The sequence below is a fragment of the Erythrobacter sp. genome (assembly GCA_019739335.1).
In the GTDB taxonomy this organism is placed as follows: Bacteria; Pseudomonadota; Alphaproteobacteria; order Sphingomonadales; family Sphingomonadaceae; genus Alteraurantiacibacter.
In genome coordinates this window covers 633464-656690 of sequence record CP073261.1, presented here as the reverse complement: position 1 = coordinate 656690, position 23227 = coordinate 633464, and the positions used below count along the sequence as shown (strand labels likewise).

The following is a 23227-nucleotide window of genomic DNA, read 5'->3' as shown; positions in this document are numbered from 1 at the left end:
TCGGAAACCGGCGGCGGTTGCCCCGCGAACAGCGATGCACCATAGCGCGGGCAAACCCGCCAGGAGCCCTTCGCATGTCCGACACCTACGATTTCGACCTCTTTACCATCGGTGCCGGATCGGGGGGCGTGCGTGCCAGCCGGGTGTCCGCCGCGCATGGAGCAAGAGTGGCGATTGCCGAGGAATACCGGGTGGGCGGCACCTGCGTAATCCGCGGCTGCGTGCCCAAGAAGATGCTCGTTTATGGCGCGCATTTCGCCGAGGACCTGGAGGACTGCAAACGGTTCGGCTGGGAAATCGAAGGCAAGCGCTTCAACTGGCAGACCTTGCGCGACAACGTGCTGGCCGATGTCGACCGGCTCGAAAGCGCTTACACCGACACGCTGGAGAACGCCAAGGTCACGATCTTCCACGAACGCGCGCAGATCACCGGGCCGCATGAAATCACTCTTGCAAGCGGCAAGGTGGTGACGGCAAGATATATCCTGATCGCCACCGGAGCACGGCCGTTCATGCCCGAATGCAAGGGGGTGGAACACGCCATCACGTCCAACGAGGCGTTCCACCTCGACGCATTGCCCAAGCGCATGATCATCGCCGGCGGCGGCTACATCGCCAATGAATTCGCAGGGATCTTCAACGAATTCGGCACCAAGGTGACGCTGGTCAATCGCGGCGATACGCTGCTGCGCGGCTATGACGAAGCGGTGCGCGACCGGCTGCTGCAAATCTCGATCACCAAGGGTATCAAATTCAAGTTCAACACGATCTTCGAATATATCGAGAAGTGCGATGACGGGCGCTACAAGGTCAAACTTTCCGACTGCGAAGAGGAGATCGTCGACTGCGTGATGTTCGCGGTCGGCCGCCGTCCGAATATCGAAGGACTGGGGCTGGAGTCGGCAGGAGTCGAACTGGGCGAGCGCGGCGAGATAAAGGTTGACCGTTTCAGCAAAACCAGCGTCGAGCACATCTACGCCGTGGGTGACGTGACCGACCGGGTGCAACTGACCCCGGTAGCGATCCGCGAAGGGCAGGCCTTCGCCGATTCCGTGTTCGGTGGTAGCGATCCGGTGGCGGTCGATTATTCGTGCATCCCCAGCGCCGTGTTCAGTCATCCGCCGATTGCCGCTGTCGGCATGACAGAGGGCGAGGCGAAGAACAAGCTGGGCGCGGTTAAGGTCTACCTGTCCGATTTCCGCCCGATGAAGAACGTGCTGGCGGGGCGCAACGAACGATCCTTGTTCAAGATGATCTGCAATGCGGAGGATGGAAAGATCGTCGGCATCCACATGATCGCGCCCGAAGCCGCCGAAATGATGCAGGCCGCCGCGATTGCGGTGAAGGCGGGGCTGACCAAGGCCGACTTCGATGCCACGGTGGCGATCCATCCGACGATGGCGGAAGAGCTGGTGCTGATGCGCTGAACGGCTGACTAAGCCCTGGTTCAGCGGAGCTGCGTTATCGCCTTGGCATGACGCGCTTTTCCCTCCGTCTGGCAGCCTTGCCATTGCTTGCGCTGGCCGCTTGCGGGGCAGGGGATGGCGCGCCGACCGGCTCCGATCCGCCGGGCGAATATGCCACCCAACTTGAAGTGCCGAGTCCCGATTATGCTGCGCTGATTGCGAATGCACCGGCCATCGAACAGGCGGAGGCTTTCCGCGAACCGACTGCTTCGCCACCTGCCAATGCCAGGCAACTGGGGGCCTTGTGGCTTGCCCGGTTGGAGGAACGCGGGGCGCTGATGGGGCACGGGCTGGCGGGCAAGGAGCCGGACGCACCGGTACAGAGCATCGATACCTTGCTCACGGCAGAGGAGTTCGATGCCTGGGTGGCGGAGAACGGCTGGACCGTGCCGCCGCACTTGCACTGGTACTTCCAGCAGCCGCTGATCGCCCCGCGCGTGAGCGAGACTGCGCAAGGCGGAATTCGCACCTGGCCTGCGTCCGAAGCCCGAACCGGCTGGCAACTTGAAGCCGCCTTCGTCGGGCGCATTTATCTGCGCGACGGGTGCTTCTTCATGCGGTCCGACGTGGTCGATGCGCCGGATAAACTGGCCTGGTTCCACGCCGAAACCGGGCTCGATGTGGATGCCGAGGGCTACTACACCCTTGTCAACCGCGTGAACAGCCAGCCCGTTGCGCGGCTGGGTGAAGTGATGACCTGGGCAGGGCCGAACCGGCTGGATCAGGACGCGCCTCAGATCATCGCGCTACGCCAAGTCTGCGGCGATTACACTGTTGAAGGCGTCGGCAATCCCGAAGCCAACGAGCGCATGTTCGTCACCTATCCGCACCTGCGCCAGCCCCCCGACGCCATTCCGCCGCCGGGGATCGAATGAGCGGAGTGATCCACACCATCGGCTATGCGCGGGCGACTCAGGATGCGCTGGTGAGTGCACTCGTCGCGGCGCGGATCGAACTGCTTGCCGATGTCCGCGCCCTGCCGCTTTCGCGAAGGGCGGGTTTTTCCAAGACCTCGCTGAAAGCTGCGGTAGAGGCAGCAGGTATGTCCTACCGCCACTTCCGTGATCTCGGGACGCCCAAGGAGGGGCGCGATGCGGCCCGCAGGGGCGACTACGTTACGTTGCAGCAGGTCTTTGCGGGCCAGTTGGAATTGCCCGAAGCCATGGCGCAAATGGCGGAACTGACCACGCTGGCGCGCGAGCGCCGCACCTGTCTGCTCTGCTATTGCGAGGAGCCCGACCATTGCCACCGCGCGCTGCTCGTCGATGCAGCTTTCGAGGACTGGAAGCGTATCGACCTGCACCCCGGCGAACTGCCGGGTTGAACCGGCAGCGGCTTGGGCGCACAAGCGGCAAAAATCCGGAAAGGGTCGCCGATGAAATCTCCTGCACGCTATCTCCTTGCGCTTGCTGCGCTAATCTTGCCCGCAAGCGTGGCGGCGCATGATCCTGTCTCGGCCGAATGGGCCGTGGCGATCCACGGCGGCGCCGGCACGCTGGAACGATCCGCGATGACTCCCGAACGGGAAGCCGAATATACCGCGTCGCTGCAAGCCGCGCTCGATGCGGGTGCGGCGGTGTTGCGCGATGGCGGCACTTCCGAAGACGCGGTGATCGCGGTCATCACTCTGCTTGAGGACAATCCGCTGTTCAACGCCGGGCGCGGCGCGGTGCTGACATGGGACGGCGGCATTTCGCTCGACGCCTCGCTGATGCTGGGAGAAAGCCGCGCTGCAGGCGCAGTTGCAGGGCTGACCACCGTGCGCCACCCGATCCTGCTGGCGCAGGCGGTGATGGACGACGGGCGGCACGTTTTCCTGAGCGGCAACGGAGCGGAAGAATTCGCCGATGGCACTTCGCTGGAGCGGGTCGAAAGCGACTGGTTCATCACCGTACCGCGTGCCGAGGCGCTTGAACGCTACCGCTCGCGCGAACTGACTGCGCTGGATGACGAACACCGTTTCGGTACTGTTGGGGCAGTGGCACGCGATGTGCACGGCAACCTGGCCGCAGGAACTTCCACCGGCGGGATGACGGGCAAGCGCTGGGACCGGATCGGCGATGCCCCGGTGATCGGCGCGGGCACCTATGCCGACAACCGCGCCTGCGCCGTCTCCGCTACAGGAGCTGGCGAGTACTTCATCCGCGCTGCGGTCGCCAATTCGATCTGCCGCCTGATGCAGTTGGCGGGCATGGGCCCACGCGAGGCCGCAGACAACGTGATGGCCGAAGTCGCCGAACTTGGCGGCGATGGCGGAGTGATCGTGATTGCGCCTTCGGGCGAAACCGCCTTCAGCTTCAACACCAGCGGCATGTATCGCGGCCGCGCGGACAGCACCGGCCTGAACGAAGTCGGGATTTTCGCGGACTAGCCCGCTTGGAGCTGCTCACCCATAAAAACCGCAATATCCGCCATCGCCACTTCGCGATCAAGGAACGCCTCACCGATTCCGCGCAGCAATACGAAGGGCAGGGTGCCTGCATCCATCTTCTTGTCGTGCAGCATATGCGCTGCGAGCACTTCGCCGCTGCAATTGAGGCCCAGGGTGGAAATTTCCACCGGCAGGCCGGAAGCCGCGATGGCGTCGGCCATCCTCGCGGCATCGCCGACCGAAATGTACCCTCGCCGCGCCGAATAGCGCGCCGCCAGCACCATGCCGAGTGCTACCGCCTCGCCATGTAGCAGCCGCTCCGAATAGCCGGTCTGCGCTTCGAGCGCGTGGCCGAAGGTATGGCCCAGATTGAGCAGCGCCCGCGCGCCGGTGGTCTCGCGCTCGTCCTCCGCCACGATCCGCGCCTTGGACTTGACGCTTTCGCTCACCGCATGGGTCAGCGCCGCATCGTCCTGCGCGAGCACCGCGCCGCCGTTGGCCTCGCACCAGGCGAAGAATTCCGCATCGCCGAGAATCCCGTACTTGATCACTTCGGCATAGCCGCAGCGCATTTCCCGTTCCGGCAGGGTGGCGAGCACGTCCATGTCCGCCAGCACCAGCGAGGGCTGGTGGAAGGCACCGACAAGGTTCTTGCCCGCCGCCACGTTGATCGCAGTCTTGCCGCCGACGCTGGAATCGACTTGCGCCAGCAAGGTTGTCGGCACCTGCACAAAGCCGCAGCCGCGCTTCAGCATCGAGGCGGCAAAGCCGGTGAGATCGCCGATCACCCCGCCGCCGAGCGCGACAATATGATCCCCGCGCTCGACCTCTTCGGCGAGCAGGAATTCGACTGTATGCGCCAGCCCCTCCCAGCTTTTCGCCCCTTCACCCGGCGGATGGACCAGCCAGCGCGCTTCCTTGCCCGCATCGGCAAGCGCGACAGTCACTGCATCGCCCCACAGGCGGTGGACATTGGCATCGGTGACAATCGGCACCTGCGCCTTCCGCAGCAGCTGCCCACATTGCGCGGGCAGATCGCCCAGCAATCCGCGCGCCACCCGCACCTCATAACTGCGCCCGGCCAGCGCCACGTCGATCACAGCCATTGGTCGAGCGCCTCCAGTATCCGGTTCACCGCCACGGAATGCGGCCCCGTATCGCTTTGCACATGGATCGGGGCCTGGGCATAGAATTGTTTGCGCTCGGCCTTCATCGCGGTCACTTTCTCGCGGATATCGCCGTTGCGGAGCAGCGGGCGGCGTTTGTTGCGGCCCACACGGTCCACCAGCGTATCCACCGATGCGTCAAGCCACACCGCAACGCCCTTTTCAAGGATCAGCGCCCGCGTTTCCGGATGGACGAAGGCCCCGCCGCCGGTCGCGATTACGCAGCCCGATCCGCTTTCTTCCATCAGCCGCGCGATCACCCGCCGCTCGCCATCGCGAAAGTGATCCTCGCCGAACCGGTCGAACACTTCGGCGATGGTCATGTTGGCGGCTTCGACGATTTCGTCGTCGGCATCGGTGAAGTCCATCGCCAGCGTGTTCGCAAGCTTGCGGCCGATGGTGGACTTGCCCACGCCCATCATCCCCACCAGCACCACTGGCCCGCGCAACCGCGCGCGGATCGAGCGGATCGTCGCATCATCGGGAAGATTGCTGCCAATCGTCATTGCCGCACGGCCTATAGATAGGCTAACCGCGCTGGCAAGACCGTGCCCGGACTTGTCCGGGGCGGGAACAAGGAACGGGAAGCTGCCGACACGTGCCCAATCGCCGGACAATTCTCTTCGCTCTCGCGGGGATGGCGCTGCTGGTGCTGCTGGTCGCCTGGTGGGACGGGGGGCGCGAGGAGCAGCGCCTGATCGTCGAGCCGCTGGACCTGCCGGAGAGAGATTCTTGAAGCGAATAGCCTTGCTGCTGGGCGGTGCCACGCTCGCCCTTTCTTCCACCCTCGCACTGGCGACCGGGCCGGAAAACCTGCTGCCGCCCGCTTTCCGGGATCCTCCGCCGCGCGCCACGCCGACGCCTTCGCCTGCTCCGACGCCCACGCCGCGGGCGACCCAGAATACCCCCACGGCACCGTCCGGTGGATCGGTCTCGACCCCGGTTGTGCAGGACATTCCCGCGGCTGGAACGTCATCCGCCACCACCACCGGCGGGACCAACTTGCCGTCGAATTTCCCATCCCTGCGCGAACTCGAGGCGATGGAAGAGGACGAGATCAACGAAGCGCTCGGCCTGCGCCCGCGCTTCGATATCCCCGCCGCCGCCCGCCGGTCGATGGAGGGTGTCGGCGTGCTGTCGATTGCCGAGGGCGGTTTCCCGGTGCATTCGCTGGCCCGCCAGCCCGCTGCGCTGGTGCGCGCCGCGCTATCCGCCAGCGATGGCCCGCTGGTCTCGCGCTGGGGGCATATCCTGCTGCGCCGCGCTCTTGCCAGTCGATTGGATGCGCCTGCCGGAATGAACCCGGCGGAATTCGCCGCACTGCGCGCCCGCGCTCTGGGCGGGATGGGTGAAGCGGCGGTTGCTCGTGCGCTGGTTCAGGATGTCGATCCGGGCAATTACAACCGCGCGCTGACCGATGCCGCGTTCGATTCCTATCTCGCAACCGGCGACGTGCTTGGCATGTGTCCTGTCGCCCGGCTCCAGCGCGATCTGCGCGAGGATGGTGAGTGGGAAATGGTGCTGGCCATGTGTGCCGCTTTCGACGGGGAGGCGCGCAGCGCCGAACGCACGCTCGACCGGGCGCTGGGTACCGGGCTCGCGCCGGAGATCGACGTGCGGCTGGCGCAGCGATATGCAGGCGCCGCCGGTGATGGCGGGCGCGCGGTGAACATCGAATGGGACGGGGTGGACGAACTCACCCCGTGGCGCTTTGCACTCGCCCGCGCGCTGGGGGTGGACCTTCCCGAAAGCCTGCGCGAAGAAGCGGCGTCGCGTTATGATCTGGCCGAAGTGAACATTCCCGCCGCGCCGCTGCTGGACCGGGTGAATGCCGCCGATCGTGCAGGCGCGCGCGGCGTGCTGTCTTCGGCGGCGATGGTCGATCTCTATTCGCAGCTCTGGGCCAGCGATGCCTATGATGCCGAGGCGAAGGCCAGCGCCGTGGTGCTGCGCAATGCCTACACTGCGCGGGAAGTAGCCGATCGCGTGGCGGCAATGCGGCAGCTGTGGGGCGAGGATGACGGCGCCGGCTTTGGCCGTAGCGTACTCACCGCCCATGCCGCCGCGCGTGTTCCGGCAAGCGAGAATTGGCTGGATGATGCGCCCGCGCTGATCGCATCGATGCTGGCTGCCGGGCTTGATCGTAACGCCATGCTGTGGGGCAGCGTCGTCCCTGAAGGCAGCGAAGGTTGGGCATTGCTGGCACTGGCGCAACCAAACCGTACTACAGCGGTCAGTTCAGGCGCAGTGAACGAATTTCTTGGCGAGGATGCCAGCCCCGGATCGCGCAAATCGGCTTTTCTGGTGGCAGGGCTGGCGGGGCTCGGACGGCTGGAAGACGGTGCTTTCGCCAATTTTGCCGACGACCTCGATGTGAATTACACCCGTTCCAGCCCGTGGAGTGAAGCGATCAGCCGCGCTGCGCAGGTCGATAATGCCACACTGGTGGCGCTGCTGGCGGGGCTCGGGATGCAGGGCACGAGCTGGGACCAGATGACCGCGCGCCAGCTCTATTTCATCGTCGCATCGCTCAACCGCGTCGGTCTTTCTGCGGAGGCGCGGATGATCGCCGCGGAGGCGGTTGCGCGCGGATGATGGGCGGGCGTTGATGTCTGGCGCCATCGACAGCTTCCTTGCCATGCTCGCCGCAGAACGCGGCGCAGCGGTGAACACCTTACTGGCCTACCGCCGCGATCTCGAAGGTAGCGAGGAAGCGGTGGGCGAATTGCTCGCGGCGGACCGCGAAAAGCTGGAACGATTGAATCGCGCCTGGGCAAACCTTGCCCCGTCGAGCGTCGCCCGCAAGGTTTCCGCGCTACGGCAGTTCTATGGCTTTTGCGTCGATGAAGGCCTGCGCGACGACGACCCTTCCGCCGCCCTGCCTCGCCCGCAAGCGCGCCGACCCTTGCCGAAGATCCTGTCGCACGCCGAGGTGGAGCGCCTGTTCACCACCGTTGAGGACGAGGCAGCGGGGGATCACCCGCCAGCTGTGCGAATGCTGGTGCTGCTCGAACTGCTCTACGGTTCCGGACTGCGGGCGACCGAACTGGTTGCGCTTGCGCTCAGCGCAGTGCCGCGCGATGCGCCGTTCCTGACGATTACCGGAAAGGGCGGGCAGCAGCGGATGGTGCCCGTTTCGCGCCGCGCGCAGGCGGCTCTGTCGCGCTGGATGGCGGTGCGGCCCGCCGCCGCTTCCCCATTGTTGTTTCCTTCGGGCAAAGCGCATCTCAGCCGTATCCGCCTGTATCAGCTGGTGAAAGCTCTGGCAGCGCGTGCGGATATCGATCCCGCCAAGGTCAGCCCGCACGTGCTGCGTCATGCCTTCGCCACCCATCTGCTCGAAGGCGGGGCGGACCTGCGCGTGCTGCAAACGCTGCTCGGCCACGCCGACATCGCCACCACGCAGATCTACACCCACGTCGATTCAGCGCGGCTGGTGGCACTGGTGAACGAGCGGCACCCTCTTGCAGCCAAGGGCGCGCGGGGGTAGCGGCTCCGGCATGGCCACATTCCTCGAATTCGAAAAGCCGGTTGCCGAACTGGAAGCCAAGATCGCCGATCTGCGCGCGGCAGCGGGTGAAGACGGCGCGGTGGATATTTCCGCCGAGCTGGCGCGGCTGGAAGCGAAGAGCGCCAAGCTGCTCGAATCCACCTATGCCGCGCTTACCCCGTGGCAGAAGACGCAGGTCGCCCGGCATCCCGGTCGCCCGCATTTTCACGACTATGTGCGGCTTGGGTTCGATCACTTCCTGCCGCTGGGCGGGGATCGCCTGTACGGTGACGATCAGGCGATCATGGGCGGGCTGGCCACGCTGAAGGGCCGCAAGTGCGTGCTGATCGGGCATGAGAAGGGCCACGACACCGAAAGCCGGATCAAGCACAATTTCGGCATGGGCAAGCCCGAAGGCTATCGCAAGGCGATCCGGCTGATGGAGCTGGCAGACCGGTTCGGCCTGCCGGTGGTGACGCTGGTGGATACGTCTGGCGCTTTCCCCGGCATCGAGGCGGAAGAACGCGGGCAGGCCGAGGCCATCGCCCGTTCGACCGAAGCCTGCCTCGCGCTTGGCGTGCCGATGGTCGCGGCGATCGTCGGCGAAGGCGGCAGCGGCGGTGCGGTAGCGCTGGCGAGCGCCGAGCGGGTGCTGATGTTCGAACACGCGGTCTATTCAGTAATATCGCCCGAAGGCTGCGCCTCGATCTTGTGGCGCACGGCCGAAAAGGCTCCGCAGGCTGCCGAAGCGATGAAGCTGACCGCGCAGGACCTGATCGGGGTGAAAGTTATCGACCGGATCGTATCCGAACCTGTCGGTGGTGCGCATCGCAATGCCAAAGCAGCAGTTGCCAGCCTGGTGACTGCGATCGATGAGGAACTGGAAGCGCTTTCCCCGCTTTCGCGCGATGAATTGCGCCGCCAGCGAGAGGACCGGTTTCTCGCGATCGGGCGCGATCTCGCCCGCTAGATTGCGTGTCAAATGGTGTAACGGGAACATCGCCGCCTTGCGGGGGTTCTTGCATTCGACCGCTTACGGGTGCGAGACACCCGAAAAATCTTGGAGGAGATAACCCCTTGTCGCACCCAGCCCTGTTCTCGCGTCGCCTCAAATCGCTTTCGCTGGCCGGTATCGCCGGACTGGCGCTATCCGCCTGTGCCACTGTCCCGGGTGCCAATGTCGCCGCCGGTTCGCCCATTACTGCAGAAGAAGCGCAGCTCGGCGCGCAGTATCACGAGCAGTTCGTGGCCGAATTCGGTGGCGAGATGACCGGGCCACAGGCCCAATACGTGGAACAGATCGGCCAGAACATCGCGGTGCAATCGGGATTGGCGAACAGCCGGGAGGCTTTCAACGTCACGCTCCTCAATTCCAGCGTCAACAATGCCTTCGCGGTGCCCGGCGGCTACGTCTATGCGACGCGGCAGTTGGTGAACCTGATGAACAACGAGGCCGAACTGGCCGCCGTGCTAGGGCATGAAGTAGGCCACGTTGCCGCGCGGCATTCGGCGCGTCGGCAGGCAGCGGCGCAGCGCAACCAGCTCGGCGGAGTGGGCATCGCCATCCTCTCGCAGATCCTGCTGGGTAACAGCTCGCTCGGCAACACGATCGCTCAGGGCGCGCTGCAAGGTTCGCAAGCGCTGACGCTCAGCTATTCGCGCAACCAGGAACTGGAAGCCGATGCGCTGGGTGTCCAGTATCTCAATTCCGCCGGGTATGAGCCGCGCGCGATGGCCACGCTGTTGCAGAGCCTCGCCGCGCAGAACCAGCTCGATGCGCAACTGCAGGGGCGCGATAACGCTACGATTCCCGAATGGGCATCGACCCATCCCGATCCCGCCAGCCGGGTGCAGAACGCGGTGCAGCTTGCCGGAAGCGGCACGGGTGTAACCAATCGCGACACCTTCCTCAGTCGGATCGACGGGATGATTTATGGCGATGATCCCGAACAGGGCGTGATCGAAGGGCGGCAGTTCATACACCCGATCCTGCGCTTTTCCTTCACTGCGCCGCAGGGTTTCTACATGGTCAATGGAACGCGGGCAGTGTCGATCAATGGCGATGCGGGCCGGGCGCAGCTTACGACTGCGGCATACAACAACAATCTTGAAGCCTATGTCCGCTCGGTGTTCCAGACGATCGGTGGGCAACAGCAGCAGCTTGCCCCGGCCAGCGTCCAGCGCACCACGGTCAATGGACTGCCTGCGGCCTATGGAACCGCCACGGTAAACAATGGCCAGAGCCAGGTCGACGTGACCGTATTTGCCTACGACTTTGGTAACGGCCAGGCTTTTCACTTCCAGTCGATAACTCCGGCGGGGCAGGCGGGGACATTCAACACGCTCTACAATTCAATGCAGCGGATTAGTGCGGCGGAAGCCGGCAGCGTTGTGCCACGCCGGATCGACATCGTAACGGCCGCGCGCACAGATACGGTAGCCACGCTGGCGCGGCGGATGGCCTATACCGACGGGCAGGAAGCACGCTTCCGGGTCTTGAACGGCCTGTTCGGGAACGATCAGGTAGTGCCCGGGCGTCAGTACAAGATCGTCACCCGGTAACGCTTTTCCTTCGCGGGCAAAAAGAAAGGGCGGCAGGTTTCCCTGCCGCCCCGCTTTTCCACCCGAAGGTGAAATTCTTACTGGTTCGCGTCGTTCGCGGAGTCCAGCTCGGTCTTCACGTTGTTGAACGTGGTCGACAGTTCGTTGCCGAGGCTCTGCATCGCGGTGATGGCGGCAACGGCGATGAGGGCGGCGATCAGGCCATACTCGATGGCGGTGGCGCCCTGCTCGTCACGGATCATGTTCTTGAAGAAGGTCATTTGTAGTCTCCTGGTTTAGTCTTCGGTACCCGGCTCAACCGGGTGTGCCGATTGAACTTCCCCGGAAATACGGGGCATTCGTTGAGAAAATCCTAATCAGTTCGGAGAAACTGCATCATCGACTTTGGTTTCGATGTTCAGCCACATGTCCACTGTGGATGTGGCAAGCCCCTGCAAGGCGGTGATCATGGCAATTACGATCAACGCCGCGATGAGACCGTATTCCACGGCCGTCGCACCTTGTTCATCGTACAGAAGCTGCTGAAGCAATGTTTTCGCAGACACAGGATTGTCCCTTTACTATTCAAGCGCGACAACCTGCGATTTCCCACCAAATCGTTAACAGCCTCTTGCGGTGAAAGCTTAACGTGACAAATATTCCGACATGGATGCCTGTCGTGGCCCTGGCCCTGTTCGATGCGGAGGGGAGCATCCTGTTGCAACGGCGCCAGGCCGGAAAGCACCATGGCGGGCTGTGGGAATTCCCCGGCGGAAAGGTGGAAGACGGCGAAAAACCTAGGGATTCACTGGTCCGGGAGATTGCCGAAGAGCTAGCGATCCCGCTCGATCCGGACAGCCTGCGCTGTGCTTTTTTTGCCGAAGAGGCAGGCGAACGGCACGTTGTCCTGTTTCTTTACACCTCCTTCCAGCAAGGGCTGGAGCCAGAGGGGCTGGATGGGCAGGAGTGGGGCTGGTTCACTCCGGAAGAAGCAGAAGAACTGGCGCTGGCACCGATGGACCGGGTGCTGCTGTCGCAAATCGCGCAAAGCCCCCGTTAGGCCTTGCCAAGCCATTGAGCCCCCCTTATGTGGCCCCCTTCCAGCGCGCCCGTAGCTCAGCTGGATAGAGCACCAGACTACGAATCTGGGGGCCGGAGGTTCGAATCCTTCCGGGCGCGCCAAAAAAGGCCATCCCTGAAAAGGGGTGGCCTTTTTTGGTTTGTCTCATGAAGATCGAACCTTGTTCGGAGTCGGAACATGCGCAGCATGTGGAGACGGGCGAAGCCGCACAGCGGCGAAGCAACCCTTCCGGCCAACAGGATCGGACGCTGTCGCTGCGATTTTCACCCGGATACCTGCTTTCGTCCCTTTCCCTGCTGCTGCTGGAACCAGCGCTTGGATTGCGCCGTTGAGCCTGCAACTAACATATGTAGGAGCAAGTTCATGGCCGAAGACATTTTCGCCCGCCTCAAGCAAGATCACGACAAACACCGCGCGCTGTTGGACAAACTGGCGCAAACCAGCGGCGATAGCGAAGAGCGGCGCGAACTGTTCGAGGAATTCACGCGCGAAGTGAAGGGGCACGCCTCCGCCGAGGAGCAGGCGCTCTACTCCACGATGCTGCGCAAGCCCGAAACGACCGACGAGACGCGCCATTCGGTGGCCGAGCATCACGAACTGGAAGAACTGCTCAACGATCTCGCGGCGACCGAGATTTCCTCCGCCGGATGGATGGAGAAGTTCGAGACGCTCGAGCACGATTACCGGCATCATATCGAGGAAGAGGAAGACGATCACTTTCCCGATTTCGAGAAGCTCTTGACCGAGGAAGACCGGCAGCACATGCGCAGCGTGTTCGAACAGCGCAAAAAGGCCGAGAAGGCCGATGCCGAAGTGACCCCCGAAAAGATGGAAGACGCCAAAGAATAGTATGGAAGCACCGGCGGGGCAGGCCGGCGGGGAGCCCGCGCCGGATCGCATATCGCGGCTGGAGGAAGGCGTTTCCCCCGGAGTGTGGCGCTATGCCAGGGTGGATCGGGCGCGGGTACTGATCGATGCCGATGACTATTTCCGCGCGATGCAGCAGGCTATGCTCAACGCGCGGCACCGGATATTCCTGATCGGCTGGGATTTCGATACGCGGATCCATCTTCCGGAAGGGAGACGGTGGTACAAGCGAAGCGTCGATTCCTCGTTCCCGCGGCGACTTGGCGGGTTCTTCTCCTGGCTGATCCGCCACCGCCCGCAGTTGGAGATCCGCATCCTCAAGTGGAGTTTCGGGCTGTTCAAGTTCGTCGTGCGCGGATCGATGTGGCTGGATCTGCTGCGCTGGTTCCAGCTCAAGCGAATCGATTTCAAGTTCGACAACGCGCATCCGGTGGGGTGCAGCCATCACCAGAAGATTGCCGTGCTCGACAACTCGCTCGCCGTCTGCGGCGGGATCGACATGACGGTGCGGCGTTGGGACACCCGCGATCACATCGAGGACGATCCGCGCAGGAAGACTCCCAATGGTGCCGGGTATGGCCCGTGGCACGATGTCTCGATGATGATGGAAGGCCCCATCGCCAATGCGCTCGACGATCTGGGGCGCGACCGCTGGATATGCGCAGGTGGTAAGCCGCTGAAGCCGATCGAAGCGCCGGCTGAAAGCCTCTGGCCCGAGGGCGTGGAAGCCGACTTCGAGAATGTCGAAATCGGCATTGCTCGCACCCGCGCGCCGCATCGCGACTGGGACGGGGTGCGCGAGATCGAGCATCTGTTCGTCGAACATATCCGCCGGGCGAAGGAGCACATCTACGCCGAAAGCCAGTACTTCGCCTCCCGCGCGATTGCTGAGGCTATCATCGCCAAGCTGAGCGAGCCCGATCCGCCCGAAATCGTCATCATCCATCCGGCAAATGCCGATGGCTGGCTGGAACAGCAGGCGATGGACCATGCCCGGGCAGAACTGGTGCGGGCGATCCATGCGGCCGATACCCAGCGCCGCTTTTCACTGTGGATGCCGTTTACCGGCGAAACGCCGATCTACGTCCACGCCAAGGTGACGATCATCGACGATGAAGTGCTGCGCGTCGGTTCGGCCAACATGAACAATCGTTCGATGGGGCTGGACAGCGAATGCGACGTGTTTGTCGACGCTGTGCGCGAGGGCAACGGCCATGCCGCACCGGCGATCCGGCGCATCCGGCATTCGCTGCTCGCCGAACATTGCGGTATCGACGAAAGCGAAGTGGCCGAGCAGCTCGAACTGCACGGCTCGATGGCGGCGGTGATCGATCACTCGCTCCACGAAGGCGGGCGCAACCTGCACCGCTATCATCCACCTGAACTGAATGGCGTCGAGGAATCGCTCGCCAGCAGCGGCTTGCTCGATCCCGAAAGTCCGGAGGAACTGTTCGAGCCGTTTGCAAAGCGCGGGCTTTTCCGCAAGGGAAGTCGCCTGCAACGAATGCGCAAACGCTGGAAAAGGACGAACGGTAGATGAGCAGTCTGGTCGGACCGGACGAGGACGATCCGCGCGGCAAACCGCCCGTGCCGGACGAAGTGCAGGAGGCGATCCGCACCCTGATCCGCTGGGCTGGGGACGATCCCGCGCGCGAAGGGCTGCTAGACACGCCAGCACGCGTGGCGCGGGCGTGGAAGGAATATTGCCAGGGCTACGGTGAAGACCCGGCCAGCCATCTCGAACGCCAGTTCGAGGAAGTTGGTGGCTACGACGAAATCGTGCTGCTGAAGGACATTCCGTTCCAGTCGCATTGCGAACACCATATGGCGCCGATCATCGGCAAGGCCGCCATCGCCTATCTGCCGACCCATTCGGTGGTCGGCATTTCCAAGCTGGCGCGGGTGCTCCACGCCTATGCGCGGCGATTGCAGATCCAGGAACGGCTGACCACCGAAGTGGCCAATTGCATCTGGGACAATCTCCAGCCCCGCGGCGTAGCTGTAGTGATCGAAGCAAGTCACGCCTGCATGACGGCACGCGGCGTCCGCACCCCGGGTGTGAACATGGTCACCAGCAAGGTGATGGGCACTTTCCGCAGCGATCACCGCTCGCGCTTGGAAGTGCTTAATCTGATGGGCTACTGAGCGCGCGCCGCACCGGCTCCGACAGGAATTGAAAGGTTTACGATGAGTGCTTTGCATGTCCGGGGCGGGCAGAAGCTGATGGGGCGGATAGAGCCGTCGGCGAACAAGAACGCCGTTTTGCCGGTGCTCTGCGCCACGTTGCTGTCCGATGCGCCGATCATGCTGCGCAACGTGCCCGAAATCACCGACGTCACCCGCATCCACGCCTTCTTCAGCGATCTCGGCAGCACGGTGCACTGGGACAAGGCGGCGCAGACGCTGGCGATCGATCACTCGACCATTCCCGCAGCCGCGAAAGCCAAGCTGCCACAAGCGATGCGCGCCAGCATCATGATGATCCCCGGCCTGCTGATGCGGCTGGGCGAAGCGCGGCTGGAGCATGAGGTGAAGGGCTGCACGCTGGGCGCGCGCGAGATCGATCCGCACGTCCAGGTGTTCAAGGCCTTCGGCGCGGAAACCAGCTACGAAGGCAAGGACATCGTCTTCCGCAACACCCACAAGGCCGAAGGCACGCGGATGTGGCTGGAATATGCCAGCGTCACCACCACCGAGAATTTCATCATCTCCGCGCTGACGGCGAATGGCACCAGCCAGATCGTCAACGCCGCCTGCGAACCGCACGTGCAGGAAATGTGCACTTTCCTCGAACTGATGGGCGCGACGATCCGGGGCAAGGGCACCTCGATGGTCTCGGTGGACGGGTGCAAGGAGTTCCACCCGGTCGATTACACTTTCGTCGAGGATTTCCACGAAATCGCGACCTTCATGGCGCTGGCGGCGGTGACCGGCGGGGATATTTCGGTGCGCAACACCCGGCCCGAAGACTTCATGCTGATCGACCGCACATTCGAAAAGTTCGGTGCCCACGTCGAGCACAAGGACGGCTGGTCCCGGCTCAATGCGCCCGAAGAACTGGTGGTGCAGCAGAACTTCACCAGCCACCTCACCACAAAGGTGGAAGCCGCGCCGTGGCCCTATATCCCGGCAGACCTGTTGCCGATTTTCATTGCGCTGGGCGTCAAGGCGCGCGGGCAGACGATGTTCTGGAACAAGGTCTACGAAGGCGGGCTGACCTGGCATACCGAACTCAGCCTGTTCGGCGCGCACACGCTGCTGTGCGATCCGCACCGGCTGATCACCTTCGGCGGCAGCAAGCTGGTGCCGTCGACAGTCACCAGCCCCTACATCATCCGGGTCGCCATCGCGATGCTGATGGTGGCGGCGAGCATCGATGGGGAGAGCACCATTCTGGACGCTGACCCAATCCGCCGCGCGCATCCCAATTTCGTGCCAAACATCGATTCGCTCGGCGTGGACGTGCGCTGGGAGGATTGAGCGGCTGAAGCGACCGCTGCCGTATCAGGGCGCGATAAACGGCCTCAGGAAGTCTGCTATCACTGTATCCGGGAGCGAGGCGTAGCCATCGACACTGTCAGAATCGCCATCAAAGCTCATCAGCATTGGGCAGTTGGTTCCTGTCGCGTCTGCGGTCGATGTGGCGAGAACATTGCCCGATTGCGCTTCCCTGACCGATAATTCGTAAGTCGCGGTGTGCCAGCGAACCTGGTTCTGCGTAGCATTGCCGTCATCCTCGTAGCCGTCGCAGATTTTCACCGGGGTTGCTGCGGTGCGTCTGGCGCAAAGGACGAGATCGACGGCGGCCAGGGCATTGGTATCGGGAGAGAACAGCACGGTCCAGTCAGCCGGCAGCGAACTCGACTGGTCGAGGAAATCGTCGCGGTAGGTAGCGAAATATAACGCCTTGTGGGAACCCGCCGCCGGATCGTAGGCTGTTGCTGCAGAAACCGTAGCACCAGAACAAACGCCCTGAAAGTCATCGGGAAACAGCAAGCTGGCGGGGGTGGCTGTACTCTCAGTGCCATCATCAACCGTGCCGCCCGGATCTTCTCCGCAAGAACCGAGAATGGTGATCGCAACTGCCGTTATCGCAAGTGCGCAAACCCTTTGCCTGGTGTTGCCCATGCCGCCCCCCTTATGCCCCTGTCTGGAGCAACAGATGCTCCTTCGCGGCGCTTGTCAATGGCTGCTGAGGAGTGGTCTAGTGTTGCGCATATTCACCGAGACAAAAAAGGGCGCCGCAACGGGCGCCCTTTTCGGATTCATGGATTTGAGCGATTACAGTTGACCGAGCAGGTGATCCGCGCTCGAAACGCCGAATTCGCCGGGGCCTTCGACGTTCATCTCGGTCACCACGCCGTCATCGACGATCATCGAATAGCGGTTCGAACGGGTGCCCATCCCATAGCCGGAGAAATCCGTATCCAGTCCCAGCGCCTTGGCGAAATCGGCATTGCCGTCTGCCAGCATGGTGATTTCGCCAGCCTGGTTGGCATCCTTCCAGGCGTTCATCACGAAGGCATCGTTCACCGAAACGCAGGCGATTTCGTCCACGCCCTTGGCCTTCAGGTCGGCAGCCTTTTCGACAAAGCCGGGGAGGTGCTTGGCCGAGCAGGTCGGGGTGAAAGCACCCGGCACCGCGAACAGCGCCACTTTCTTGCCGGCGAAGAAATCGCCCGAGGCAATCTTTTCCGGGCCGTCCGGAGTGGCCTTTACCAGCCCGACATCGGGCAGCTTGTCGCCTTTGGAAATCGTCATTGTCGTGATTCTCCGCTTCGAATGTGTCGCCCCCAGATAGGCCACCAACGCGACTAGGCAAGGTTGGTTGCGCAATTGTGGCACTGGCAGAACCAATCCCGGCATAAGGGCGGGGGTTTACGTGCGGACGATCCCCGCCTATGGGCGCGCTCACTTGCGTTGCATGGAGCCCCGGCGACGCTTCACCCGAACTTTGCAGGAGAAGTGCCGTGGCCGATGCCGCTTTCACCGATTATATCGTCAAGGATATCGCGCTCGCCGATTATGGCCGCGCGGAAATCAACATCGCCGAAACCGAAATGCCCGGCCTGATGGCCACGCGCGAAGAATTCGGCGCGTCGCAGCCGCTCAAGGGTGCGCGCATCACCGGCTCGCTGCACATGACGATCCAGACCGCCGTGCTGATCGAGACGCTGACCGCGCTGGGTGCCGAAGTGCGCTGGGCCACATGCAACATCTTCTCGACGCAGGATCATGCTGCCGCCGCAATGGCCGCAAAGAACATCCCGGTGTTTGCCGTGAAGGGCGAAAGCCTTGCCGAATACTGGGACTATGTCGGCAGCATTTTCGATTGGGAAAAGGAGGGAGACGGCACCACCGCCAACCTGATCCTCGACGATGGTGGCGATGCAACCATGTTTGCGCTGTGGGGCGCCCGGATCGAAGCGGGTGAAGAAATGCCCGAGCCGACCAATGCCGAAGAAGTCGAAATGCAGCGCGCGCTCAAGGCGTTCCTGAAGAAGAAGCCGGGCTATCTCACCGCCACGGTGAAGAACCTGAAGGGCGTTTCGGAAGAAACCACCACCGGCGTCCACCGCCTGTATCAGCTCGCCAAGAAGGGCAAGTTGCCGTTCCCCGCGATCAACGTCAACGATAGCGTCACCAAGTCGAAGTTCGACAACCTCTATGGTTGCCGCGAATCGCTGGTCGATGCGATCCGCCGTGCGACCGACGTGATGCTTTCGGGCAAGGTCGCCTGCGTCGCCGGGTTCGGCGATGTCGGCAAGGGTTCGGCGCAGTCGCTCCGCAATGGCGGCGCGCGGGTACTGGTCACCGAAATCGATCCGATCTGCGCGCTGCAGGCAGCGATGGACGGGTTCGAAGTGACGACGATGGAAGACGCGGTGACCCGCGCCGATATCTTCGTCACCACTACCGGCAACGAAGATGTCATCACCGCCGATCACATGAAGGCGATGAAGCCGATGGCGATCGTGTGCAACATCGGCCACTTCGATAGCGAAATCCAGATTTCGGCGCTCGACAACTACCAGTGGACCGAGCTGAAGCCCGGCACCGACCTGGTGAAGTTCCCCGCCGAAGACGGCCAGCCGGCCAAGGAAATCATCGTGCTCGCCAAGGGCCGTCTGGTGAACCTGGCCTGCGCCACCGGCCACCCCAGCTTCGTGATGAGCTGCTCGTTCACCAACCAGGTGATGGCGCAGCTGGAACTGTGGAACAACGCTTCGGGCTACGAGAACGACGTCTACGTGCTGCCCAAGCACCTCGACGAAAAGGTCGCCGCGCTGCACCTCGACAAGCTGGGTGTGAAGCTGACCAAGCTGTCGCAGGAACAGGCCGATTACATCGGTGTGCCGGTGAACGGTCCGTTCAAGCCGGAACATTACCGCTATTGATGCCGAACCTCTCCCCTCCCGCTTGCGGGAGGGGAGTATCTAGCGCATCCCCATTGCATCGCGCCTCCCGTCCTCATAGCTGACGGGAAATGGAAATGACGCCCACCGCGCTGGCCCTGCTCGGCCTTTTGCTGGCTGCCTGGACGGCGGGCGCGATCTGGCAGGTGGTGACTTCGCTGCGGCGGGCGCGGGCAGCGCGCACCGCCCGTTCGGCGATGCGTCGTCTCTCGCGGATGATCGACGATTCGCCAGCCGTGCCGCTACTGGTGCGCGCCGATGGCAAGATCGAAGGGCCGGACCGGCTGGCTGCATGGCTGGGGCTGGATCGCCTGCCGGGGTTCCTCAGCGAACTCGACCGGGGCGAGGTGGGGCTGACCGCCGACGATTTCGACCAATTGAACGAAGCGGTGCGGCGAACGCAGAAAACCGCTTCCCCGTTCCGCATGGTGATTACCCCGCGCGGCTCGGAAAAGAGCCTCGCCGTGCGCGGCCAGCTCGCTAACGCGGCAATTGCCAGCGGCGGCGCGGTGCTGGTGTGGTGGTTCGACTTTTCCGAAAGTCAGGGCGAACTGGCGCGACTGCGCTCCGAAACCGCGCGCGCCCGCAACGATTTTGCCGCGCTGGTCGGGCTGATCGAAGCCGCACCGATGCCGATGTGGTTCCGCGCGAGCGATTCTACCCTGCAACTGGTCAATTCCGCCTATGTCGAAGCCGTCGGCGCGAAGAGCGCTGCCGAAGTGGTCGAAAGGCAGGTGGAGCTGATCGAAACGGTGGACGGACTCACCGCCGCACAGATCGCCAAGCAGGCGCAGGACCGCAGCCTGCCGATTGAACGAATTGTGCAGGCTACAGTGGGTAACCAGCGCCGAACCTTGCGGGTCAGCGACCTGCCGCTGGGCACCGAAGGCGTGGGCGGATACGCGGTCGATATCGAGGAACTGGAAGAGCAGACCCGCGCCCTGCGCGCCTTCCGCGCGGCGCAAAGGTCGATGCTTGATCAGCTTTCGATCGGCGTGGCGCTGTTCGACGAGGAAAAGCGCCTCACCTTCGCCAACCAGCCGTTCCAGCGGATATTCGCGGTGCCCGCCTCGGCACAGGTCGATCCGCCGCTGTTCGAGCGGTTCCTCGATATGGCGCGCGACAAGTCGTGGCTGCCCGAAGTGCGCGATTTCCCTGTCTGGCGGCGCGAGCTGGCGGGGTGGTTCCAGGCCGGTGCCGCGGTGGAGGACGCCTGGACGCTCCCCGACAGCACGCACCTGCGGATCGTCGGCCAGCCGATGCCTGATGGCGGGCTGGTGCTGGTGGCGGAGGATCGCTCCGAGCAGCTGGCGCTGTCCGCGACCCGCGACACCCTGCTGCGCACCCGTACCGCGACGTTCGACTCGCTGTTCGAATCGCTGGCTGTTTTTGCGCCGGACGGGCGGATGCAATTGTGGAACCGAAGCTTCCCGGCGATCTGGGGCCTGCCCGAAGAATGGTTCGACGCGCATCCGCATGTCGATAACCTGCTCGACCGGATTTCGAACCGCCTTGCCCGCCCGGCACAGCGCAAGGCCATCGGTGAAGTGGTGCGCGCCGCCACGCTCGACCGGCAGCAGCGCGGCGGGCGCGTGGTGCTGTCTGACGGGCGGACGCTGGAATTCGCCGGTGTTCCCTTGCCCGACGGCAACGGCCTGCTGACGGTGATGGACGTTACCGATTCGACCAAGGCGGAGCAAGCCCTGCGCGAACGCGCATCCGCGCTCGAAGAAGCCGACGCGATGAAGACCCGCTTCCTCGCCAACATGTCCTATGAATTCCGCACCCCGCTCACCTCGATCGGCGGGTTCGCTGAACTGCTGCAATCTGGCGTTGCGGGGGAACTGTCCGCTCAGGGGAAGGACTATGTTGATGCAATCCTATCCTCTGTGGAGCGGCTTTCGACGCAGATCGAATCGGTGCTCGACCTGACGCAGAGCGAGGCGGGGCTGCTGCCGATTGCGACCGAAGAAGTGGACCTGCTTGCGTTCACCACGCAAGTGGTGCGCAGCCGCGAGGAAGCGATCGAAGGCAAGAAGCTGACGGTCGACCTGCGCGGCGACAAGAGCGCGGGGAGCGTCTCTGCGGACCGGCGGCAACTGGGCCGCGCGATGGGCAACCTGCTCGACAACGCCATTTCTGCCACGCCCGAAGGCGGGCGGATCCTGGTGGCACTCAACCGCCGCAAATCCGGCGCCCGGATCGTGATTTCGGACAGTGGCGAGGGCATGAAACCGAGCGAACTGGCGCGGGCGATGGACGGTTACCGGCTCGAAGGCAGCAATGGTCGTGATGGCAAGCGCGGGCTCGGCCTGCCCCTGGCGCGGCAACTGATCGAAGCGCACGGTGGACGACTGGAAATCCAGTCGGAAAAGGGCGCGGGGACCACGGCCACGGTGCTGCTGCCTTGAGCATCGACTTGCCGGATCTTTCCGCGATGCAGGGCTTCGGCGAGCGGATCGCCGCAAAGCTCCGCCCCGGAGACGTGATCGCACTCCACGGCGGGCTGGGCGCGGGAAAGACAACGCTCGCCCGTGCCATCCTCCGCGCGCTTGGCCACGACGGCGAGGTGCCTTCCCCCACTTTCACCCTGATCGAGAGCTACGAGCAGCTAAACCCGCCAGTCGTCCACGCCGATTTCTACCGTTTGGAGCACCGCTCCGAAGTCGAACAGCTCGGCCTCGACGACTACCGCGAAGGCGCGGCGCTGATCGCGGAATGGCCGGACAACGCGGGTGGTTTCGCGCAGGAGCCGCAATGCCTCACGATCCGGCTCGAAATTGCGGATGCCGGGCGTTTGGCGATTGTCGAAGCGGGGGCGGACTGGCTAGGGCGGATGCCATGAGCAGCGAATTGCCCGCAGGGCTGGATGAGTTTCTGGGACAGGCGGGCTGGGGCGGGGCGGATGTCTCACCGCTCCCCGGCGATGCCAGTTTCCGCCGCTATTTCCGCATCCGCCGGGGCGAAGACCGGGCGATGCTGATGGACGCGCCGCCCCCGCACGAAGATCCGCGCCCGTTCCTCCACGTCGGCAAGTGGCTGTCGGCAAACGGTCTGCGCGCACCCGCGCTCTACGCCGAGGATGCCGCGCGCGGGCTGGTGCTGATCGAGGATTTCGGTGACGACCGGATGCGCGACTGGCTCGACGACAATCCGGGTGGGGAGCGGCAGGCCTATGCCTCCGCCATCGGCGCGCTGGTCGAACTGCACCATTGCCCGCCGGGGCCGTTCGATCCCTATTCGATGGACGTTTACCTGCGCGAAGTGGCACTGTTTCCCGAATGGTTCTGCCCGCTGGCGGGACTGGAGGTGGATGTGGCCGGGTACGAAGCCGCGTGGCGCGAGGCACTCGGCCCGCTGCTCCTGCGCCAGCAACCCGGTGTTACGGTGCTGCGCGATTATCACGCTGAGAACATCATGCTGCTGCCGGATGGCAAGCAAGGGCTGATCGATTTCCAGGACGCGCTGGTGGGTCACGCGGGTTACGATCTGGTCTCGCTGTTGCAGGACGCACGGCGCGATGTTTCGTTGGAGCTGGAAGGCGAGATGCTCGATCTCTACCGCTCGCAGGCGAATACGGACGATTATTTCCCCGCCGATTACGCCCGCCTTGGCGCGCAGCGCAATGCCAAGATTGTCGGCATTTTCGCGCGGCTGTGGAAGCGCGACGGCAAGCCGCGCTACCTGCCGATGATCCCGCGTGTGTGGGCAGCGATGGAGCGCGATCTGGCGCATCCGGCGCTCGAACCCGTAGCGCGCTGGTTCGATGCCAATGTGCCCGATAGCGTCCGCGCTGCGCAGGGTGGGGACTTGCTCGCGTGAACCAGCT

25 protein-coding genes and 1 tRNA gene are annotated in these 23227 nt (G+C 63.7%); 20 read left to right on the top strand and 6 right to left on the bottom strand.

Going from position 1 to position 23227, the window contains the following annotated elements:
* Positions 1-74: 74 nt before the first annotated feature.
* From gorA to JY451_03240, 4 genes are read left to right on the top strand one after another with little or no spacing between them, the layout of a single operon-like run.
* Positions 75-1427, top strand: a complete 1353-nt coding sequence (gorA, locus tag JY451_03255) for a glutathione-disulfide reductase (GenBank protein QZH75640.1) — start codon at positions 75-77, stop codon at positions 1425-1427.
* Between the two features lie 47 nt (positions 1428-1474).
* Complete coding sequence (locus tag JY451_03250) at positions 1475-2341, top strand: hypothetical protein (protein QZH75639.1); 867 nt, start codon at positions 1475-1477, stop codon at positions 2339-2341.
* Complete coding sequence (locus tag JY451_03245) at positions 2338-2790, top strand: DUF488 domain-containing protein (protein QZH75638.1); 453 nt, start codon at positions 2338-2340, stop codon at positions 2788-2790. Before JY451_03250 ends, JY451_03245 begins: the two co-directional genes overlap by 4 nt.
* Positions 2791-2841: 51 nt before the next feature.
* Complete coding sequence (locus tag JY451_03240) at positions 2842-3837, top strand: isoaspartyl peptidase/L-asparaginase (GenBank protein QZH75637.1); 996 nt, start codon at positions 2842-2844, stop codon at positions 3835-3837.
* Here the strand turns inward: JY451_03240 and JY451_03235 are convergent.
* Together JY451_03235 and JY451_03230 are read right to left on the bottom strand one after the other, a co-directional pair.
* A complete protein-coding gene (locus tag JY451_03235) occupies positions 3834-4943 on the bottom strand; it encodes a 3-dehydroquinate synthase (protein ID QZH75636.1) in 1110 nt (369 codons plus the stop codon). The two genes, JY451_03240 and JY451_03235, sit on opposite strands and share 4 nt — an antisense overlap.
* Complete coding sequence (locus JY451_03230) at positions 4934-5509, bottom strand: shikimate kinase (GenBank protein ID QZH75635.1); 576 nt, start codon at positions 5507-5509, stop codon at positions 4934-4936. The genes JY451_03235 and JY451_03230 overlap by 10 nt, the downstream gene beginning before the upstream one ends.
* Before the next feature lie 92 nt (positions 5510-5601).
* Here JY451_03230 and JY451_03225 point away from each other — a divergent pair, with 92 nt between their 5' ends.
* The 5 genes from JY451_03225 (at position 5602) to JY451_03205 (ending at position 11055) form a co-directional block, all read left to right on the top strand.
* A complete protein-coding gene (locus JY451_03225) occupies positions 5602-5739 on the top strand; it encodes a hypothetical protein (GenBank protein QZH75634.1) in 138 nt (45 codons plus the stop codon).
* Positions 5736-7598 (top strand): hypothetical protein, encoded by a 1863-nt coding sequence (locus JY451_03220; protein ID QZH75633.1) that lies wholly within the window; start codon positions 5736-5738, stop codon positions 7596-7598. The genes JY451_03225 and JY451_03220 overlap by 4 nt, the downstream gene beginning before the upstream one ends.
* A 13-nt stretch (positions 7599-7611) precedes the next feature.
* Entirely contained in the window at positions 7612-8493 is an 882-nt protein-coding gene (locus JY451_03215; protein ID QZH75632.1) for a tyrosine recombinase, read from the top strand.
* A 10-nt stretch (positions 8494-8503) separates the two neighbouring features.
* A complete protein-coding gene (locus JY451_03210) occupies positions 8504-9463 on the top strand; it encodes an acetyl-CoA carboxylase carboxyltransferase subunit alpha (GenBank protein QZH75631.1) in 960 nt (319 codons plus the stop codon).
* Between the two features lie 122 nt (positions 9464-9585).
* The gene (locus tag JY451_03205; protein QZH76526.1) at positions 9586-11055 is read left to right on the top strand and encodes a M48 family metalloprotease; all 1470 of its coding nucleotides are present in this window, start codon (positions 9586-9588) and stop codon (positions 11053-11055) included.
* Positions 11056-11132: 77 nt separating this feature from the next.
* Here JY451_03205 and JY451_03200 read toward each other — a convergent pair whose 3' ends face one another.
* Positions 11133-11315: a Flp family type IVb pilin gene (locus JY451_03200; GenBank protein QZH75630.1), complete on the bottom strand. Its 183-nt coding sequence runs from the start codon at positions 11313-11315 to the stop codon at positions 11133-11135.
* Positions 11316-11411: 96 nt separating this feature from the next.
* On the bottom strand, positions 11412-11600 hold the full coding sequence (locus JY451_03195; protein ID QZH75629.1) for a Flp family type IVb pilin: 189 nt from the start codon (positions 11598-11600) through the stop codon (positions 11412-11414).
* A 104-nt stretch (positions 11601-11704) separates the two neighbouring features.
* On the opposite strand from JY451_03195, the gene JY451_03190 reads away from it, so the two are divergent.
* From JY451_03190 to JY451_03160, 7 genes are all read left to right on the top strand, one after another.
* Complete coding sequence (locus tag JY451_03190) at positions 11705-12094, top strand: NUDIX domain-containing protein (GenBank protein ID QZH75628.1); 390 nt, start codon at positions 11705-11707, stop codon at positions 12092-12094.
* A gap of 45 nt (positions 12095-12139) precedes the next feature.
* Positions 12140-12216: transfer RNA gene (locus tag JY451_03185), tRNA-Arg, on the top strand.
* 45 nt (positions 12217-12261) lie between these two features.
* Positions 12262-12447 carry a hypothetical protein gene (locus tag JY451_03180; GenBank protein QZH75627.1) on the top strand — a complete coding sequence of 62 codons (186 nt, stop codon included), beginning with the start codon at positions 12262-12264 and terminating at the stop codon, positions 12445-12447.
* Between the two features lie 31 nt (positions 12448-12478).
* Positions 12479-12964: a hemerythrin domain-containing protein gene (locus tag JY451_03175; protein ID QZH75626.1), complete on the top strand. Its 486-nt coding sequence runs from the start codon at positions 12479-12481 to the stop codon at positions 12962-12964.
* A 1-nt stretch (position 12965) separates the two neighbouring features.
* Complete coding sequence (locus tag JY451_03170; protein ID QZH75625.1) at positions 12966-14522, top strand: phospholipase; 1557 nt, start codon at positions 12966-12968, stop codon at positions 14520-14522.
* Positions 14519-15127: a GTP cyclohydrolase I FolE gene (gene folE, locus JY451_03165; protein QZH75624.1), complete on the top strand. Its 609-nt coding sequence runs from the start codon at positions 14519-14521 to the stop codon at positions 15125-15127. The genes JY451_03170 and folE overlap by 4 nt, the downstream gene beginning before the upstream one ends.
* 42 nt (positions 15128-15169) lie before the next feature.
* The gene (locus tag JY451_03160; GenBank protein ID QZH75623.1) at positions 15170-16462 is read left to right on the top strand and encodes a UDP-N-acetylglucosamine 1-carboxyvinyltransferase; all 1293 of its coding nucleotides are present in this window, start codon (positions 15170-15172) and stop codon (positions 16460-16462) included.
* Positions 16463-16486: 24 nt separating this feature from the next.
* On the opposite strand, the gene JY451_03155 is transcribed toward JY451_03160, so the two are convergent.
* Together JY451_03155 and JY451_03150 are read right to left on the bottom strand one after the other, a co-directional pair.
* Positions 16487-17110 (bottom strand): hypothetical protein, encoded by a 624-nt coding sequence (locus JY451_03155; GenBank protein QZH75622.1) that lies wholly within the window; start codon positions 17108-17110, stop codon positions 16487-16489.
* A 153-nt stretch (positions 17111-17263) separates the two neighbouring features.
* Entirely contained in the window at positions 17264-17743 is a 480-nt protein-coding gene (locus JY451_03150) for a peroxiredoxin (GenBank protein ID QZH75621.1), read from the bottom strand.
* 140 nt (positions 17744-17883) lie between these two features.
* On the opposite strand from JY451_03150, the gene JY451_03145 reads away from it, so the two are divergent.
* The 4 genes from JY451_03145 to JY451_03130 all read left to right on the top strand — a co-directional run bounded on the left by JY451_03145 (position 17884) and on the right by JY451_03130 (position 23220).
* Positions 17884-19380, top strand: a complete 1497-nt coding sequence (locus JY451_03145; GenBank protein ID QZH75620.1) for an adenosylhomocysteinase — start codon at positions 17884-17886, stop codon at positions 19378-19380.
* An 89-nt stretch (positions 19381-19469) separates the two neighbouring features.
* The gene (locus tag JY451_03140; protein ID QZH75619.1) at positions 19470-21809 is read left to right on the top strand and encodes a PAS-domain containing protein; all 2340 of its coding nucleotides are present in this window, start codon (positions 19470-19472) and stop codon (positions 21807-21809) included.
* Positions 21806-22243 (top strand): tRNA (adenosine(37)-N6)-threonylcarbamoyltransferase complex ATPase subunit type 1 TsaE, encoded by a 438-nt coding sequence (gene tsaE, locus JY451_03135; protein QZH75618.1) that lies wholly within the window; start codon positions 21806-21808, stop codon positions 22241-22243. The genes JY451_03140 and tsaE overlap by 4 nt, the downstream gene beginning before the upstream one ends.
* Positions 22240-23220: a phosphotransferase gene (locus JY451_03130; GenBank protein ID QZH75617.1), complete on the top strand. Its 981-nt coding sequence runs from the start codon at positions 22240-22242 to the stop codon at positions 23218-23220. Before tsaE ends, JY451_03130 begins: the two co-directional genes overlap by 4 nt.
* The last annotated feature ends 7 nt before the right edge of the window (positions 23221-23227 follow it).